The organism is Veronia nyctiphanis (genome assembly GCF_004116385.1).
Lineage (GTDB): Bacteria > Pseudomonadota > Gammaproteobacteria > Enterobacterales > Vibrionaceae > Veronia > Veronia nyctiphanis.
This window is the reverse complement of the sequence record NZ_PEIB01000002.1, coordinates 142,614-160,218: the sequence shown is the minus strand read 5'-3', so window position 1 is coordinate 160,218 and position 17,605 is coordinate 142,614. Positions and strand designations below refer to the sequence as shown.

The following is a 17,605-nucleotide window of genomic DNA, read 5'->3' as shown; positions in this document are numbered from 1 at the left end:
TCCCTCTCATGGCAGAAAACGTCCACCAAACCAACTGAATGAAGCATTTATTGTTTTTGCCGGACACGCACGCATCCGGCGTCTTTTTTACGCTTCTATTTCTGTGTTTCTAACTTCCAGATGTTATTCGCGTAATCGCGGATACTGCGGTCTGAACTGAATTTCGCGTTAAGTGCCGTATTCAGAATGGCTTTTCTGGCCCATGACGTTTGGTCGCCGTAGGCATCATTGAGCGCCATTTGAGCATCAACATACGAAGCAAAATCGGCGAGTGCCAAATACGGATCACCATAATCCAGCAGGTTTCTGACAACCGAAATCAACTCACCTGGCTTTTCTGGTGTGAACGTATCATCCTGAAGCATGTTCAAGCAGGCTTGCAGGAGTGGTTCACTCTCGTAGTAGATAAAGGAGTCGTAGCCTTTCTCTTTAAGCGCAATGACTTCGTCGACTTTTAGGCCGAATATAAAGATGTTGTCGTCGCCCACTTCCTCGCGGATCTCGACGTTAGCACCATCCATTGTTCCTATGGTCAGGGCACCGTTCATGGCGAGTTTCATGTTGCCAGTCCCTGATGCCTCTTTACCCGCCGTCGAGATTTGTTCAGACACATCCGCGGCTGGAATGATCAACTCTGCAAGACTTACTCGGTAGTCAGGCAAGAAAACCACCTTGAGTTTGTCTTTGAGTCGAGCATCATTATTAACGGTTTCAGCCACACGGTTGATGGCGTAGATAATATCTTTCGCCAATGCATACCCGGGTGCAGCTTTTGCTGCAAATATAAAGACACGCGGATGGATATCAAAATCGGGCTCGTTAAGAAGACGATGATAAAGCGACAGGATGTGCAGCAGGTTAAGGTGCTGACGCTTGTACTCATGAAGCCGTTTGATTTGAACATCAAAGATGGCATCAGTGTTCAATTCAATGTCGAGCTTATCTTTAACCCAGTCAGCCAATTTCTGTTTATTGGCTTTCTTTACCGCCATGAACGCATCCTGGAAGGCTTTATCATCAGCATAAGCTTTCAAGCCTTCAATCTCGTTCAGGTCCCTAATCCAACCATCACCTAATTTTTCAGTAATCAGGTTTGCAAGCGCTGGGTTACAGAATTTAATCCAGCGACGAGGCGTTACACCGTTCGTCACATTTGTCAGTTTACCGGGATAGAGCGTGTCGAACTCAGGGAATAAGTCACGTTTAACCAGCTCAGAGTGCATTGCAGCAACACCATTAACAGCATAAGACGCAACCACAGCAAGATTCGCCATACGAATTCGTCGATAGTCACCCTCTTCAATGATAGAGAGCTTGGACATTTTGCTGATATCGCCGGGCCATTTTTTCTGAACACTGACCATGAGTTCGTGGTTAATATCAAAAATTATCTGCATGTGACGCGGCAGCAAGTTGCCCATCAATCCTTCCGACCACGTCTCAAGCGCTTCAGGCAATAACGTATGGTTGGTATAAGCAAACGTTCGTGAACAAATATCCCACGCGCTGTCCCATTCGAGTCCATGTTCATCCATCAGGATTCGCATCAGCTCTGGGATTGCTATAACAGGGTGCGTGTCATTTAGTTGTACGGTTTCGAAATCAGGCAAACTACTCAGACTTCGGCCAAGCGCAAGATGGCGTCGAAGCAAATCACCGACTGAGCATGCGCAAAGGAAATACTGCTGCATCAAACGCAGTGCTTTACCTTGCTCGTGATTGTCATTGGGATACAACACTTTGGTGATGTTTGACGCTTCTAGCGCAGGGTATTGTGCTCCAACAAAGTCACCATCATTAAAACGCGTTAAATCAAAAGGGTTGGAGGTTTTACATTCCCATAAACGTAATGGCAATGTCGTCTCATTCTGATAGCCCACCACGGGCATATCCCATGCAACACCTTCCACTTCAAGAGCTGGAACCCAGCGCTTTCGTAGCTCGTTTTCAGTATCTTTATATTCTTCGACATGCCCCCAGAAGCCGACCTGCTGAGTCAATTCAACACGCTGCCTTTCCCATGGGTACCCTTCTGTGTCTTTCCAAGTATCAGGTGCTTCTTGTTGTCGGCCATGGTGGAATGACTGTCTGAACAAGCCATATTCATAGTGAAGACCGTAACCAACAGCGGGATAGGCTTGACTGGCAAGCGAATCCATAAAACAAGCAGCCAGTCGACCCAAACCGCCATTGCCCAGCGCAGGGTCATTTTCCTCTTCTAGCAGGTCACTCAACGAGAGCCCGATATCTTTCAACGCTTCTTGAACCTGATCATAGATGCCAAGATTAATCAGATTGTTGCCTGTCAGGCGACCAATGAGAAACTCAAGGGAGAAGTAGTTAACTTTACGGGTGTCTGAGCTTTCGTTGTTTGACTCTGATTGCAACAGAAGGGAGGTTGTCGTTTGAGACAGGACCTTGCCGAGTGCCTGATACCAATCTCGCGATGTTGCTTTTTGTTCTACAACGGCGAGTTGGCTTGTTAACACCTGACGTAATTCTTGTTTGAATTGTTCCTTGTCAAAATCAGAACCATGATAATACATAGTCATAAATGTTCTCTCGGGCTAAGCGAAACAAAAGTAAATGCACAAGGTTGCCATTGTGAACCACCACATGCAAAAAAGCTTGCTAACCAGTCAGTTAGCCGATTTAAAAGGCGATATTGGGATACCTATCACCCTTTGAATCAAGTTGTCCGGTTTTTTTTGAATTCCAGCACACTGGGTTGCGCACAAGAGAAGCAACCCTTATTTTTTTGATCAAATTAAACCTCAAATCGCATTTAAACAATGAGTCATTAGTCACACTTTTGTTTTGTCGGAATTTATTATGTATGTAATATTCCTACATGTGGATATGGAGATTTGTTCATCACGCCATGATTTGACGCCACTTTCCTGTTCCTGTGCGTGTCGTATGCATCACATTTGACGTTTTTTATCGCCAAGTTGGTGCAAAACCTCGATGATTCTTGGCTAGGATACTGTTTAGAAAAACACAACAGACTGACATTTCACGACTCTGCACCAGAATTTTATGCGTTTGAGTAACGTGATTCTTATCTTTATCATGGCTTACGCCTCTTTCATGAAAAACCAACATATTGAAAATTGAGGAATTTATTTTGTCCAATACCGATAATTCCAACCCATCCTCACTCTCTGATGTATCAGCGACCCCTGAAGGTCCTCAGGCAAAAAAAGTGCCACATCAAATGACTCACCATGGTCACACCCGCGTTGACGATTACTATTGGATGCGCGATGACAATCGCACAGATCCCGAAGTCATTAATCACCTTGAAGCTGAGAATGCCCACACAGAGTCTATGCTGGCGCATACTAGAGCATTGCAGGACTCACTCTTTGAAGAGCTGAAGGGTCGAATCGTTAAAGACGACAGCTCTGTGCCAGTTAAAGATGGCAACTTCTATTATTCGACGGAAGTCAGTGGAGACAATGAATATCCGGTTTATGTCCGTGCTGATGATTTTGCAGGCAGCAATAAAGCCGTTCTCCTTGATGTAAATCAACTGGCTGCAGAACATGACTATTACAACGTGTCAGACGTTGAAGTCAGTATCGACGGCAAACTGCTCGCATACAGTGAAGACACTGTCAGCCGCCGCATGTATACCATCAAAGTTAAAGACCTTGATACTGGCAAACTGCTGGTCGATACCCTGATCAATACATCAGGCCAAATTGTGTGGCAGAACGACAACAAAGCGTTCTACTACATCAAAAAAGATGAGCAGACACTGTTGGAGTATCAGGTTTTCAAACATCGTCTTGGTACAGAGCAATCAGAAGACGAATTGGTTTACGAAGAAAAAGACCTGACGTTTTATACCTTTCTCGATAAGAGTAAAGACGATTCAGAAGTCTATATCTGGCATTACAATACTGACTGTAAAGGGATGTCGATTCTCTCTGCTGATGACCCCAATGCTAAACCTGAAATGTTTTACCCTCGGGAGCATGGGCTTGAATACCAGGTAGAGAAACTGGGACAGGATTACTTTGTAAAAACAAATTACAAAGCGGTCAATTTCCGTCTGATGAAAACCAACAGCGCCGATAAGCACAATATTGAATCATGGGAAGACGTTGTCGCACCGGATGACAATGCACTACTCGAAGATTTCGAGCTTTTCTCAAACCACCTTGTATACGAACAACGCGAAAACGGGGTTTCCACCATTACCGTCAGAGAGCTCGTTACTGGTTCTGAATACCCGTTGCAGTTTGACGAAACGGCTTTTATGGCACATATGACGGGCAACAGTGAAATGAGTGCCAGTTCGGTACGTATTTTCTATTCAAGCCTTACCGACCCGGGCTCACACTTTGAATATGATCTTGCGAGCGGTGACAAGACCTTACTAAAGCAGAAAAAAGTGTTGGGTGGTTTTGACAAACAAAACTATCAATCAGAGCGGGTTATGGTCACAGCCAGAGATGGTAAGCAAGTGCCTGTATCGCTTGTATACCGCAAATCGCTGTTCAAAAAAGATGGTACGAATCCGCTTTATCAATACGGATACGGGTCTTATGGTCATACTATTGAGCCGTCTTTTTCTGGAAACTGGGTAAGTTTGCTTGACCGTGGCTTCGTCTGTGCCATCGCCCATATCCGGGGCTCTGAAATGCTTGGCCGCCCTTGGTATGAAGACGGCAAAATGCTCAACAAGATGAACACTTTTAACGACTTCATTGATGTCACAAAAGCGCTCGTTGATCAGAAGTATTGTGCAGACGACAAAGTGTTCGCAGTTGGCGGCTCTGCTGGTGGCTTGCTGATGGGTGCGGTAATGAATCTTGCGCCGAATCTCTATACTGGTATCGCGTCGCATGTGCCGTTTGTTGATGTCGTCACAACAATGCTCGATGAAACCATTCCATTAACAACCAACGAGTATGGTGAGTGGGGCAATCCAAACGAGAAAGTCTATTACGACTATATGCTCAGTTACTCACCTTACGACAATATCGAAGCCAAAGACTATCCGCATGTCCTTGTTACTACCGGGCTTCATGACTCTCAGGTTCAGTATTTCGAACCGATGAAGTGGGTCGCTAAGCTTCGTGATCTCAAGACCAACGATACCCGGTTGCTCTTTAAAACGGATATGGATGCCGGCCATGGTGGCGCGTCAGGTAGGTTCAAGTCATTGCATGACAAAGCACTTGAATTTGCCTTCTTCTTAGACCTTCTGGAAAACCAGTAACATATCACCCACCCCTACATTTTGGGGTGGGTTCCTTTATCCATACATACGTGTAACGCTCTGATTATTTAGAACAGCTTCGATACTTGAGATAGCTTGGGGACGTTAATGATAGAGTGGCAACCGAATAGGCTGTGGTATCACGATAGCCCTTTTAAACAATGGGGAATCGATATAAATCTCCGGATGTCAGTGATTCGTCTTTCAGGAGGCGAATTACTCATTTACAACCCGACGGCACTCTCTGATACCTTACTCATTGAGCTTGAAAGTCTTGGACGAATAAAAGCGATAGTCACAGTCAACGAACACTTACATCATCATCTCTCAGATTGGTGGCTCAAGTTCCCCGATGCCTATTTTTTCGCCGCACCCGGTCTCGAACTTAAACGTACAGACATTGGTTTCGATGCCCCATTATCTTCGCAGAATCATGATCTATGGCGAAAAGACCTCTACCAATCAATGTTTGTTCTTAGCGAGCGGCAATCGGAGACCATCTTCTGCGACCCTGAATCGAAGACCCTGATAATCGGTACAACTCTGGCGCAGTTTAACCAAGGCTCTCTTAGTCGCCAGTTACTGGGGGTATTAACCGCGCGTTACTTTCATGCGGGTTGCTCACCCAGCATTCAAGTGCAAAGTGATCCAAAGACCTTGTTGAGACAATCCTTGCAAGAGATTTTATCTTGGCCATTTGAGCGTATTTTACCGCTCCACGGCAGTCCAATACCCAAACGTGGTAAACACGCCCTTACTCATGCTTTTTCATGGGCACTAAATGCGTAGCTTGTAACAACTTTTTGTTATAAAAGAGCTCGCAGTATTCCAACTGACATTTATAATGCCAGTCACAAATTTTACCGATTAGTATCTCGTATGAAAAAACATTTGCTTACCTTCTTTAAAGGTATGGCCATGGGTAGCGCTGACGTTGTGCCCGGCGTCTCTGGCGGAACTATTGCATTCATCACTGGCATTTATGACACATTGCTGGAAAGCATTCGCCGAGTTAATCCGTCTATCATTCCTTTGTGGCGAGACCAAGGCTTCAAAGCCGTTTGGGAGCACATAAACGGCTCATTTTTGTCGGCTCTACTCAGCGGCATTTTGATTGCAATCTTCACGCTCGCCAAGGGAGTAACATGGGGGCTGGCAACTTACCCCATTATTTTATGGTCATTTTTCTTCGGTTTGATCGTCGCCTCTGCCCTTCATATGATTAAACAAATTGAATCATGGACGATAAGCAAAGTTGTGATGGTGGCTTTGGGAACGTTCTTCGCGTGGCAAATTACTGTCGCCAACCCGCTGACACTAGACGTAAACCCGCTCACTGTGTTCCTCGCGGGTTCAATCGCCATCTGCGCGATGATCCTGCCCGGTATCTCTGGCAGCCTTATTCTACTTTTATTGGGTATGTACAGTTCAATCTTGTCCGCGGCAAAACAATTTGATGTCGCGACGCTTGCGATATTTGCTTCAGGCTGTCTTGTCGGACTGCTCAGCTTCTCCCATGTTTTATCTTGGTTATTGAGAAAATACAGAGAACTCACAATGACCTTTTTAACCGGACTCATTATAGGTGCACTGGTCAAGATTTGGCCTTGGAAGGAAGTAATTAGTTGGCGCGTTAACAGTGCGGGCGAGCAGGTTCCTTTAATCGAAAAGAATCTCCTCCCGTGGACGTATGAGACGGTTGTGTCTCAGCCCTCAGAGTTGGCTGTCGCCATCATGATGATGGGACTCGGTTTTTGCATTGTTGTCGGTATGGAAAAACTTGCCCACAGACTGGCTGACTAAATCTCGTACACATCAGAAAGGTGGGTTCCGACCCACCTTTTCTTTATCTGACAGTAATTAGCTGACAACTATAGCAATTTCTCATTCTTACCAACCACGCCTCCTCCGCATCATGTTACGATTTAGTTAATGATTATGCTGAATCACGTTTTCTATGTTTACATCGCGTCAATTCAAAAATGCGCTCTTCGCTGTTTTTCTAAGTCTGCTCGTCGGTGTAGGATTTTTATTACCTGATCTAGGAATATGGCTAAATCGTAGCGATCAGAAAAAGTTGGAGGAGTACTGCGTTTTAGGCGAAGTCCCCTGCAGATTTGGCAACATAACCATCGCTCTAGATGCTGAGTTTTTAACGCCAAGCACTTCATCTTTAATAACTGTTACGTCGCAATCAGCGTTGATTAAGCCAACATTGATGCTCAGGGGTGACGAAATGCAAATGGGTGTTTATAAAACCGAATTGACTGAAAAAGAATCCGGCGTATTCACCGCAGAAATTATCTTGCCTATGTGCACGGAAGATTCGATGACATGGTTAGGCTCAATTTCTGATAAATCACAGGGAATGTCTTTTCCTATAAGTATTAGGATGCAGCAATGAAGATAAAATTACTTGTACTTGCCTTTGCACTATTTGCCGGGCTTGGAGCGAGATTCTACTTTGACCAAAATCAGCAAACTGAAGACAAACGCTTAGCGGGACAACTCCTAAGCGGAAGCAACACTATAAATTTGTATGACCCCAATGATGATCGAGTCAGGATAGTCTATTTCGGCTATACACATTGCCCGGATGTTTGCCCTACTTCTCTGGCCATTTTATCCGCGGCCATGAAGACTCTCCCGGCCGAAACACTTGATAAAATCGCTCCAATATTCATTACTCTTGACCCTGATAGAGATACTGCGGAAGCAGCAGAGCAGTATGCAAAACATTTTCACCCGCGATTGCTCGGTGCCAGCGGTAGCCAAGAACAGATTCAAACATTAGCAAGAAAATATGGTGTGCTTTATCAAGTCACTGAACTTGAAGATTCTGCAATGGAGTACACGGTAGACCACAGTTCTTATTTTTACTTCATTTCCTCTGATGGCAGTGTGATTGAAAAAGTTCAGCATACTCTCAATCCGGCCATCATTGCCGACGCGATAAACAGGACAACGAATAGTTAAATTTGTGATATTTCATGGATGGATAACGAATGAAAAAGATATTTGCTTCAGTACTTCTACTTTCGAGCTTCGTTGCACAAGCTGGCTCCCATATCATGCTCGATAATGCTTATGCGCGTGAAATGGCGCCCTCAGCTAAAAACTCTGCAATATTTGCAACACTTCATAATCACGGTTCGATGAGCCGACAATTATTATCCGCATCAACAACTGCTGCTGAGCGTGTCGAACTTCATGGACATTCTATGGAAAAAGGCATGATGAAAATGCGCAAAGTTGAAATATTGAAATCCCGGAAAATGGGTATGTCTCACTCAAGCCGGGAGGTCTCCATATTATGCTTTTTGATTTAAAATCAAGACTAAAAGAAGGCGAATCTATTGATCTAAGTCTACACTTTGCCAGTGGGGATGTAATGGAGTACGTAATCCCTGTGAAGTCCGTTATAAACGGCATGGCAATGGACTCAGATCACAAACATTGATGACTAGGTGAGACTTTTGCATAAATAATGGTCGTATCAACTGTTTGATATACGAAAGTTTTTATTTAGGGTTTCAAGTTTGAGTCGCCCGCTGATAGTCGAATGGCGTCATAATATCGAGGTAGGGTCTACTGTTAATACACATTCTACAGGACGTAGCATTATTTTTTTGACAATGCAGTAACAGGCACACTAACAAGTATTATGAGGTTCACTATGAAAAAACGTCTACTCGCGCTCGCACCACTAGTAAGTTGCGCACTGCTGGCGGGATGCTCCAGCTCTTCTGGCGTGGAGAAAAGCGTGGCGGGACTTTCGGCCAAAGTTTATCAGCTCTCGAGTCAGGTAGACCAGCTAACAGAGCAGTTGGAGCAGGTTTCTGAAGAAGCAGGTTCATTGAAAGGTGGTATCTTCGATGCCAAAGCAACATCAGACTTAGCGTATGATGAAGCGACACGTGCGAATGAGCGTATCGACTTGATGTCTCAAAGCATTGTGAAATCTCAAAGCTATGTTAAGTAACTAGCAGTGCCTTCAAAAAATAGTATGTGACACAAGGCCGTGTAGAAAAGAAAAAAGGCATCAACTGATGCCTTTTTTGTTTCTGTTTTTCTATTCAAACATTGTGTTTGAATAGAGCATTATTAAAGAGGCATGGTGCCTACTTCAACAGGTATGCCTGACTGAACCGCAAGTGTCGCGCGGTATCGTTTCGCGTGCAGCGAATCATCTCCCAGCCACTCTGTGAGCAGATCATCCGGTCTCGAAACAAGGCGCTTATCTCTTTCTTCTTTCGTTCTTGAGAGTGGTCTATGAGCTTCAACAAAAACAGCCCCGTCCGGCTCCACGCTGATTTTTACTGCCTGATTGATTATCTTAACGGTTTCACCCACTCGCGATTTATCAAACAGCCACACGATGTCAGTAGGCCGCATACGTATACAGCCAGAGCTGACACGTAGACCGATACCAAAGTCTTTGTTCGTTCCGTGTATAAGGTACTCACCTGCACCGTAATCGAGTCTCAGGGCATGGGTACCAAGCGGATTATCAGGACCAGGAGGAACAACAGCGGGAAGTTCGATTTCACGTTCAAGATACTCTTTGCGGATTTCTTTTGTCGGTCTCCAAGTTGGGTTCTCTCGTTTGGTTCGAATTCTTGTCGTCATCAATGGCGTCTCGCGCCCTACTCGACCAATTCCGATAGGAAAAACATGCACGTTGTTTTTTCCTTTCTCAAAATAGTACAGGCGCAATTCGGCAAGATTGACCACGATACCTTCATAATCGACAACGGGTAGAATCAGTTGTTGAGGAATTTTGATGAAAGTGCCAGGTTCAACTAAATGTGGAGAAATACCCGGATTGGCTGCAATCAGCGCAAGAAAACCGACATTGTACTTGGCAGCAATTGATTCAAGATCTTCTGACTTTTCGGTAATGTGAGTCAGGTTCTTGCCTATTATACGACTCCCGTGGCTTGGCAGCTGATACTCAACGGCAGATACCGAAAATGTATGTAAAAACAATACCACAGCACAAACTGCTGACTGCCAAAGTGCTTTTGCTATATGTGTTCTCGGCAAAACAACTCCTATGTCTACCCTCTCAGCAAGACGAGAAGCGCATCAATCAAAAGGCAAATCTCACCCCGACGCTCCCCTCAAATTCAATGTCTGATCTATTTTTTCCGTACCATACAGGTCCATATTCAGCATACATTTCCATGTTGGTCGAACCCATAGGTGCTGCAATACCAAGACCTGTTTTAATGCCCCATTCTTTCAACGGATCATCCACCCAAACCGCACCTGTATAGGAGTAACCGCCAAAGTTACCCGCCCACTCCATATTCCACAACAGGTCCAATCCGGCGGAAAAATCATCAAAAGCTATTGAAAGCCTGAAGTTTTCCCGGTTGTAATTTACTGCGTATCCCTGTGATCCAACGGCGACACCCACAACGTTTTGATATGCTGACGCATGTGAAAACGGGAACATCGAAAAAATCGCTAAAACCGAAATGTTTCTCAATTTATTCATAGAGTTTATCTAAAAATAGCTCGTGAATTCACTGTCACTCTAGTTCTCGTGTACAAAGAATTCCAGATCCGAGCCATGTTTTTCATCTTTGAGACGCTACTTTACGAAAGCAAATGGCTTTTGCTCGGTCATAGTTGTACAAATCTAACAAAAGGTTTAAACATGCTTATAAAAGTAAGAAGGAAGTCGTCTGTCTCTGAGAGCGCATTGACCCCGGAAACAGTTTATCAATCCAGACGCGAAATTTTGAAAAAGCTTGGTATTGCGGCGTTGACTCTCCCAGTCGCTCAGCAGGCAAATGCCAGCCTGTTTGATTTGTTCTCTGATGACAGCGAAAACAAGGACAAATCAACGTTTAAAAGAGAGTTACTTCAGGGGAAGAAAACGCCATATGGAAAAAATTTAACCATGTCTCCGGAATCCAAAATTCTCTCTTACAACAACTTTTATGAGTTTGGTACCGGAAAAAATGATCCGGTAGATAACAGTCAAAACTTTGTAGTCGACCCCTGGTCACTTGAAGTAACTGGCATGGTTAACAAGCCACTGAAACTTAACTATCAAGACCTTCTCACCCGTTTTACGATTGAAGAACGTCGTTACAGAATGCGCTGTGTTGAGGCATGGTCAATGAATATTCCTTGGCTTGGTTTCCCACTTGCTGCGCTACTTAAAGAAGCAGACCCTCTAGGAAGCGCAAAGTATGTGGCCTTCGAAACACTTTACGATCCGGAGCAAATGCCAGGTCAGCGATCATCGTTTGTTGGTGGCGGAATAGATTATCCCTATGTCGAGGGACTGCGACTCGATGAAGCCATGAACCATTAACACTTTTGAGTGTTGGGCTCTATGGTAAGACTCTCGCTCCTCAAAATGGCGCGCCAATTCGTCTTGTTGTGCCTTGGAAGTACGGTTTCAAAAACATCAAATCTATCGTTAAAATCCACTTATTAGAAAAAGAGCCGCCAACCACATGGAACCTTCTCGCAAGTCACGAGTATGGTTTTTATGCCAATGTAAATCCTGAAGTTGACCACCCTCGCTGGAGTCAGAGCTCTGAACGCTTTATCGGTGAAGGTGCTGTATTTAGTTCCACTAGACAAAAAACACTCATGTTCAACGGTTATGCTGAGGAAGTAGCCAGCCTTTATAAAGGTATGGACCTAACCAGGAAGTTTTAATGAGAATTACACAGGGACATACGGTTATTATCCGCACCTTTCTCCATATCATTCAGCTGGGATTTTTGGCCCAGCTGGTTGCTCTCACGCTAATGGGAGGCTTTGGTGCAGATCCGATAGAAGGGCTTACCAAGTTTACAGGAATTGCTGCGCTCAACAGTTTGGTGTTTTCATTATTGATCAGCCCGATGTCTCGCTACTTCAAGCTTGGGCTGTTAATCAAGGTTCGGCGGCCTGCGGGTATCTATAGCTTCGTATGGGCGACATTACACGTTTGCGTTTATGCTTTTTTGGATTTGGCGCTAAACGTGAGTTTACTCATCAGCGAAATTATTGAAAGGCCATTCCTCACGGTTGGGTTTGTAGCATGGCTGATATTGCTCGCTTTAACCGTTACATCAACCAAAGGTATGCAACGTCGTTTGGGAAGGAAGTGGCAATCGCTTCACAACTGGGTTTACGCTGCAATGCTGCTGGTTCCAGTACATTTTTACTGGTCGTCAAAATCAGAGCTGATTGAACCATCAATCTACATCATCGTTGCGCTGGTCTTACTGACGCTGAGACGGCGAAACATTAAGAACTGGTCAAAAAGCCTCCTATCACCGCTGCAAAAGCTGATATATAACGCAAGAGTGAAGCCCCAATAACGCTGCAATATGTCACTTTCCTGAAAATTTTGCCATACTTCCGTTAAATCTATGTAGTTACAACTTTTTCTGGAGATATGTTTGCTGGACGATGTGATCTCACAAAGTTTGGAGGGCTTCGAGGCGGATTGCCGTAAGCTTTGTGAAAACCATTACCCAACCATTCATAACCGTGGCATGCGTGATATTCACCTTGGCAAGGCTTTGTCTCGCCGTATTGTCAGCACGCTCCATGACCAAAGCATTTATGCTTCTCTAACTCAACTTGAGACTTCTGAACATATCAGACTACCTATATTCCACATTGATGGTGGCACTCATCAGCTGTACGTCATTGGGCACAGGATGGTTAGTTCAGGGACTGGTTGCAGGCATGCGCTGATCACTGACATACAATGGTCGATGGAAAAGCTTGAATTTTCACAGGATGCGGACTTTCGCCTTTTGCTTGTTTCTGACCATTGGTTTGACAGAACCATGGCAAGCAAAACACTGGCTAGTTGGTGGTTAGGCGATATGCCGGCAGACGCAGAAAATTACCACAAGCAAGGTATTAAGATACAACCCAGCGATAGTTGCCTATCACAAGATATCGAGCAAGAATGCGCACTAATGAACGGTGACTTTCGGTTGTTTCATCCCTTAAAACGGCTGAAGGACGATGAAACTATCTATAAATACATGTTGATGTCAGCCTGCTTTGACCTGAAGCCATCACCGACTCCCTAGTCCCAATCGTTTATTTGCTATAGGTCTTTGGTCGTAGGCTTCTGCCAAACAGATTTAAAATCAAACCAACCCACAGCATTTGGCGCGACATTTTCAAGATCAGTATCGTCAATTACCCCAAGCCAAATATGATAAAGCGGTAAGAGTTGCTTTTTCTCCACCAACATTCTTGCAAGCTGCTCGCCATGAAAGTCAAATAAGTCACTGGCTCGCCATCGATCGACATCACGCATAATATCTTCGTAGTCACTCTCAGGCATCATTGCTGAAAACAGGCCAAAACAGAGTATCCATTGCAGTAAAGAGTCCGTTCGTTGATTACCGAGCTAACTCCACCGAGCCAAATATCTATCTTCTTGAGATCTTTACCAGAGCGCATTTGCTCGTTTTCCAGCACCATAATTTCTACGTTGATATGATCGTGTTTCAGTCGATTTTTAATCACCTGAGCCATGATGGGGTATAGAGGGTGTTCAGACTGATACCCTAAATAAACGGTCGTTACGCCAGGAGCCTCATGGATATCGTTGACGACAGGTGTATGTATCCAACCCGGCAACAAGCCATAGGCAGGACTTAATCGGTAATCCCCTGCTCCCGCTTCCGTCAATTTTGGAAGCATAGAGACGGGCGATAGTGCGGTCTCAAAATACGCAGCCCATCTTGGATCTTTCGCTAACCCTGACCGTCGGTTCAATAGCAGAAAGTTAGCCCCTTCATCAAGAGCCATTCTCTGCCCCTTAATGATACCTGAGGTATTCCGTCTCGCATCAAGCGCACTCGGGTGCAAAGAAGCACTAGGCTGAAGCTGACACATTGCTACATTACCTAACACCCAAATCTCAACCGTATCTGTCAGTGCCCGAAACCCAAAGAATTGATCATGCGCATCGAGAACCAATTTCCGTTCAGAGTTTTCTGATACTTTGTATGCACCAGTGCCAACGGGAACACGTTCGGCGTCCTTCTTCGCTGACGCCTCCTGCGAACGAATAAATGAAACGGGCATAGCCAAAGATTCCGCAAAATAATTATCTGGCCGAGTAAGCAAGACATCAATAACGTTTGGGCTTGGGGACATGACACGGTCAACATGGGAAAAATAGGTGTGGATGCGTAATGCATCCAACGACCAGATGATATCTCGCTCTCTCAATCGTTTACCGTCATGAAAAAACACAGCAGGACGAATAAAAAACCGCCAGTGCGTTGGAGATAACTGCTGCCAATGGTGGGCCAAATCAGGCTCTAACTTCTCTGTTTTATCGTTGAACCGCGTCAGGCCATTAAAAATCTGTCGTACTATATGATTTTCGGATCGCCGCAATGGCTTTGATGGATCGAGGCTATGAAAAGCGCGGTAATAAGGAAGTCGAATGATTTGCTTCCCTTCTTGAACTTTTGCGCCCAATAACTCCTGAATCAATTGAGCAAGCCTGACTGCATCATTGTCCAATGCCTCCAGCGCTGCTTCCAGTTTTCCCTCACTGACCCATTTTCGCAGGCGATTTTGTTGTAAATCTGATGTACTGCGGTGGAATGCCAGTTTACTTAGCTTGCCCCGACCAACTGCAGGTTCCCACGTCAGCCATCCCTTTTCCGCCATTTTATTAAGGACCATTCTCGCATTTCTTCGGGTACATACGAGAACATCAGCCATGTGCTGAAGCGAAGTTTCACTGTCTTCTCCGCCAAAATGACCATAAATCCGACTAAACTGTGTCTGCAATCGCTGACTTGACATAAAAGAGGAACCTGAGACTTCGATATTCGAGAACAAAATTTCCTCTATTTTAACTCAAAATAGGTTTGTTTCTCGAAATATCAGGCTGTTATTTCATTTAGCGCACATAAATTGAGCTTTTGATCTCCTATTCATTGTTATTTGGCGCAGCTTCATTAATATCTTTAAGCCTAATTATGAAGAGAGGTCGTGGAATTCGAGCCACGGAAAGTTTATGGCAAATACATCGATAGACAGCCATTTCAATAAGAAACAGGCGTGGATGGCAAGCCATGTAAAGGATGCAGAATACCCGACGCAAGAGAGCCTTTTAGGCTATCAGCAATACGCAGACAAAGAAACGACACCCGTGCCAACTGGCATATCTAATAAGACGTTAACAAATAACTTGTCTTTCCACCTTGTTGATTGTCACCCTCTGATGGTTCGTTACGCTGTCACTCAAAGCCAAAGCTACAGTGAAGAGAATAGACCAAACATCCTCGAGTTTTTTGCTCAACTTTCTCAGTCAGATAAAACACAAGCCGACGATATAGAGATAACGCTATACATTGCAACTGAAGATGGAAAGCCTGTTGCAAGTGGTATGCTGTTTTGCTCAATAGAAAGCAACGAGTGGCATTGCGGTATTTACGATGTTACAGGTGCATCAACTGACTACACAGATTCGATGTTTGCTCACATCTACCAGCAAATTAGAGCAGATTCAATAATTCTCACTTCCCAACAATAGGGAAAAATCCTTCTTGGATGGAATAAAAAATGCCTGACTTGTCTTGGACGAGGCAGGCATTTTTTTGAAGCTTGTATTTGTAAGGCATAGAAACACAGGTAAAAAGTGATTTTCAAAAGTTGTTTAGCGCCTTTTTGAATTCTTATTGTCTTTGAGCACGCTCTTTTCGCACAATCAACAACCCAATAATAATAAAAGCAACTACCAAAACCGTTTCCACGCTCATCTCTCCATATTCAACACAATTGATTAAAGTTTGGGGGCGAGAATGCCCCTAAATCTCGGCGTAATTCTAAAGTGTTGTAATCATCAAATCACCCCTGAATGGGGATGATGTGACCAATCTCGAAGAAGTGCCCTGTATCTCATCATTTACAGAGTGAAACGCCTATTTTTGCAACATTTAAGCAACAAAACCGCTCATAACAGCGAAAAAAACTTCTCAGCATTCGCCGAAATGAACATTTATCTACTCTTCAGAGGCTTTCTTTACCTTTTTAGGCATAAACACCTGTTCACCAACAGAAACACCTTGGTAAAAACTCTTGTTTCTCTTCTTAGGTGCTGAATTTTCTGTCGATGGCTTTTTCTTACCATGTTTCTTGGTCGAAGGTTTTTTACCAGAGAATTTCTTTTTCTTAGGCACGAGCCTTTGAACTTAGCCTCCAGCCCTTCAAACACATCAAACGAAATTTTCTGAGACAAAAATGCCTCAACATTCTTGAAGCTGTTCCAATCTTTTGGTCCAACAAAAGAAAAGGCAAAACCCTTGTTGCCGGCTCGGCCAGTACGTCCAATACGATGAACATATTCTTCCGCGTGTTTGGGCATATCAAAATTCACAACATGCGACACATTGGTAATATCTAAACCGCGCGACGCAACATCTGTGGTCACCAGCACTTTATGGATACCTCTCTCGAACTCATCCATAATGCGGTTTCGCTGGTTTTGATTTAAATCGCCACTCAACGCAACAGTTTTCATTCCCTTATCTGCAAACTCTTTCGCTAATCGGTCGGTATCGGAACGAGTCGCCGTAAAAATCATCAATTGCTGGAACTCTTCTTCCATGACCTTTTCAAGCAAGGCCTGCTTATGGTCCAAATGGTCCACAAGAAAAAAGCGTTGTACGATATCTTTGTGCTCTTCATTGGCGAAGCCAACCGCAACACGTTTAGGTTGACTCAACATATCCCCAGCAATGGCATTAACTTGATGGTGGTCGAGCGTTGCAGAGAACATGAGTGTTTGACGCCTGCGATGAGAGGCTGCGTCATGAATTGCCTTGAGCTGAGGCGCAAAACCGAGGTCAAGCATACGGTCGGCCTCATCCATGATAAGCATTTCAAGCCCCTCAAGACTTAGATGGCGATGTTCAAGATGGTCAGCGAGGCGTCCCGGCGTAGCAACGACAAAAACAGGCTCTTTCCTAAACGCTTTCGCTTGGTCGTTAAAGTTTTCTCCACCTAAAATCAAAACAGCTTTGTAGGGTGTAGAAGACACCAGTTGACGAAGTTGCCCGTATACTTGTTTCGCCAGCTCTCTGGTAGGAGCAAGTATAACGACTCGAGGATCTCTGCGGCTAAATGCTTTAGCACGAAACATGCGTTGAAGAGCAGGAAGAAGAAAGGCTAATGTTTTCCCAGAACCTGTTTTAGATGAGGCTAATAAGTCTTTCCCTGCCGAAACGACAGGAATTGCTCGTTGCTGTATCTCCGTGGGTTGTTGAAACCCAAGGTGATCAATCATCTTCATCAGCCGTTTGTCTAAATTCAAGTCTTCAAATTGCAATGTAGTGCTCCAGTGCTTGTGTCTTCACGATATGTGGT

14 protein-coding genes and 3 pseudogenes are annotated in these 17,605 nt (G+C 44.5%); 11 read left to right on the top strand and 6 right to left on the bottom strand.

What is annotated here, in order from left to right; genetic code table 11:
- Nucleotides 1–95 precede the first annotated feature (95 nt).
- A complete protein-coding gene (locus CS022_RS02610) occupies nucleotides 96–2,546 on the bottom strand; it encodes a glycogen/starch/alpha-glucan phosphorylase (RefSeq protein ID WP_129121136.1) in 2,451 nt (816 codons plus the stop codon).
- Nucleotides 2,547–3,127: 581 nt separating this feature from the next.
- On the opposite strand from CS022_RS02610, the gene CS022_RS02605 reads away from it, so the two are divergent.
- From CS022_RS02605 to CS022_RS02575, 7 genes and pseudogenes are all read left to right on the top strand, one after another.
- The gene (locus CS022_RS02605) at nucleotides 3,128–5,233 is read left to right on the top strand and encodes a S9 family peptidase (RefSeq protein WP_235869206.1); all 2,106 of its coding nucleotides are present in this window, start codon (nucleotides 3,128–3,130) and stop codon (nucleotides 5,231–5,233) included.
- 108 nt (nucleotides 5,234–5,341) lie between these two features.
- Nucleotides 5,342–6,022 (top strand): DUF4336 domain-containing protein, encoded by a 681-nt coding sequence (locus CS022_RS02600; RefSeq protein ID WP_129120967.1) that lies wholly within the window; start codon nucleotides 5,342–5,344, stop codon nucleotides 6,020–6,022.
- A 90-nt stretch (nucleotides 6,023–6,112) separates the two neighbouring features.
- On the top strand, nucleotides 6,113–7,036 hold the full coding sequence (locus tag CS022_RS02595) for a DUF368 domain-containing protein (protein ID WP_129120966.1): 924 nt from the start codon (nucleotides 6,113–6,115) through the stop codon (nucleotides 7,034–7,036).
- Between the two features lie 154 nt (nucleotides 7,037–7,190).
- Entirely contained in the window at nucleotides 7,191–7,637 is a 447-nt protein-coding gene (locus CS022_RS02590; RefSeq protein WP_129120965.1) for a hypothetical protein, read from the top strand.
- Nucleotides 7,634–8,209, top strand: coding sequence for an SCO family protein (locus tag CS022_RS02585; protein WP_129120964.1), 576 nt, complete (start codon nucleotides 7,634–7,636; stop codon nucleotides 8,207–8,209). Before CS022_RS02590 ends, CS022_RS02585 begins: the two co-directional genes overlap by 4 nt.
- A gap of 29 nt (nucleotides 8,210–8,238) precedes the next feature.
- Nucleotides 8,239–8,693 (top strand): annotated as a pseudogene (locus CS022_RS27085) (copper chaperone PCu(A)C).
- 216 nt (nucleotides 8,694–8,909) lie between these two features.
- Complete coding sequence (locus CS022_RS02575; protein ID WP_129120963.1) at nucleotides 8,910–9,215, top strand: Lpp/OprI family alanine-zipper lipoprotein; 306 nt, start codon at nucleotides 8,910–8,912, stop codon at nucleotides 9,213–9,215.
- A gap of 122 nt (nucleotides 9,216–9,337) precedes the next feature.
- Here the strand turns inward: CS022_RS02575 and CS022_RS02570 are convergent, their stop codons facing one another.
- Both CS022_RS02570 and CS022_RS02565 read right to left on the bottom strand, forming a co-directional pair.
- The gene (locus CS022_RS02570) at nucleotides 9,338–10,279 is read right to left on the bottom strand and encodes a L,D-transpeptidase family protein (protein ID WP_328590303.1); all 942 of its coding nucleotides are present in this window, start codon (nucleotides 10,277–10,279) and stop codon (nucleotides 9,338–9,340) included.
- Nucleotides 10,280–10,325: 46 nt separating this feature from the next.
- Nucleotides 10,326–10,736: a hypothetical protein gene (locus tag CS022_RS02565; protein WP_129120962.1), complete on the bottom strand. Its 411-nt coding sequence runs from the start codon at nucleotides 10,734–10,736 to the stop codon at nucleotides 10,326–10,328.
- Between the two features lie 162 nt (nucleotides 10,737–10,898).
- On the opposite strand from CS022_RS02565, the pseudogene msrP reads away from it, so the two are divergent.
- The 3 genes and pseudogenes from msrP to CS022_RS02550 all read left to right on the top strand — a co-directional run bounded on the left by msrP (nucleotide 10,899) and on the right by CS022_RS02550 (nucleotide 13,296).
- A pseudogene (gene msrP, locus CS022_RS02560) lies at nucleotides 10,899–11,917 on the top strand (protein-methionine-sulfoxide reductase catalytic subunit MsrP).
- Complete coding sequence (msrQ, locus tag CS022_RS02555) at nucleotides 11,917–12,567, top strand: protein-methionine-sulfoxide reductase heme-binding subunit MsrQ (protein ID WP_129120961.1); 651 nt, start codon at nucleotides 11,917–11,919, stop codon at nucleotides 12,565–12,567. The pseudogene msrP and the gene msrQ overlap by 1 nt, the downstream one beginning before the upstream one ends.
- Before the next feature lie 81 nt (nucleotides 12,568–12,648).
- Nucleotides 12,649–13,296: a hypothetical protein gene (locus CS022_RS02550; protein ID WP_129120960.1), complete on the top strand. Its 648-nt coding sequence runs from the start codon at nucleotides 12,649–12,651 to the stop codon at nucleotides 13,294–13,296.
- Between the two features lie 17 nt (nucleotides 13,297–13,313).
- On the opposite strand, the gene CS022_RS25780 is transcribed toward CS022_RS02550, so the two are convergent.
- Nucleotides 13,314–13,559 carry a hypothetical protein gene (locus CS022_RS25780; protein WP_235869205.1) on the bottom strand — a complete coding sequence of 82 codons (246 nt, stop codon included), beginning with the start codon at nucleotides 13,557–13,559 and terminating at the stop codon, nucleotides 13,314–13,316.
- Nucleotides 13,556–15,040, bottom strand: coding sequence for an SgrR family transcriptional regulator (locus tag CS022_RS02545; protein ID WP_235869204.1), 1,485 nt, complete (start codon nucleotides 15,038–15,040; stop codon nucleotides 13,556–13,558). Before CS022_RS02545 ends, CS022_RS25780 begins: the two co-directional genes overlap by 4 nt.
- A gap of 214 nt (nucleotides 15,041–15,254) precedes the next feature.
- Between CS022_RS02545 and CS022_RS02540 the strand changes: the two genes are divergently transcribed.
- Nucleotides 15,255–15,773 carry a hypothetical protein gene (locus CS022_RS02540; protein WP_129120959.1) on the top strand — a complete coding sequence of 173 codons (519 nt, stop codon included), beginning with the start codon at nucleotides 15,255–15,257 and terminating at the stop codon, nucleotides 15,771–15,773.
- A gap of 469 nt (nucleotides 15,774–16,242) precedes the next feature.
- Here the strand turns inward: CS022_RS02540 and CS022_RS02535 are convergent.
- Nucleotides 16,243–17,567: pseudogene (locus tag CS022_RS02535) on the bottom strand (DEAD/DEAH box helicase).
- Nucleotides 17,568–17,605 lie beyond the last annotated feature (38 nt).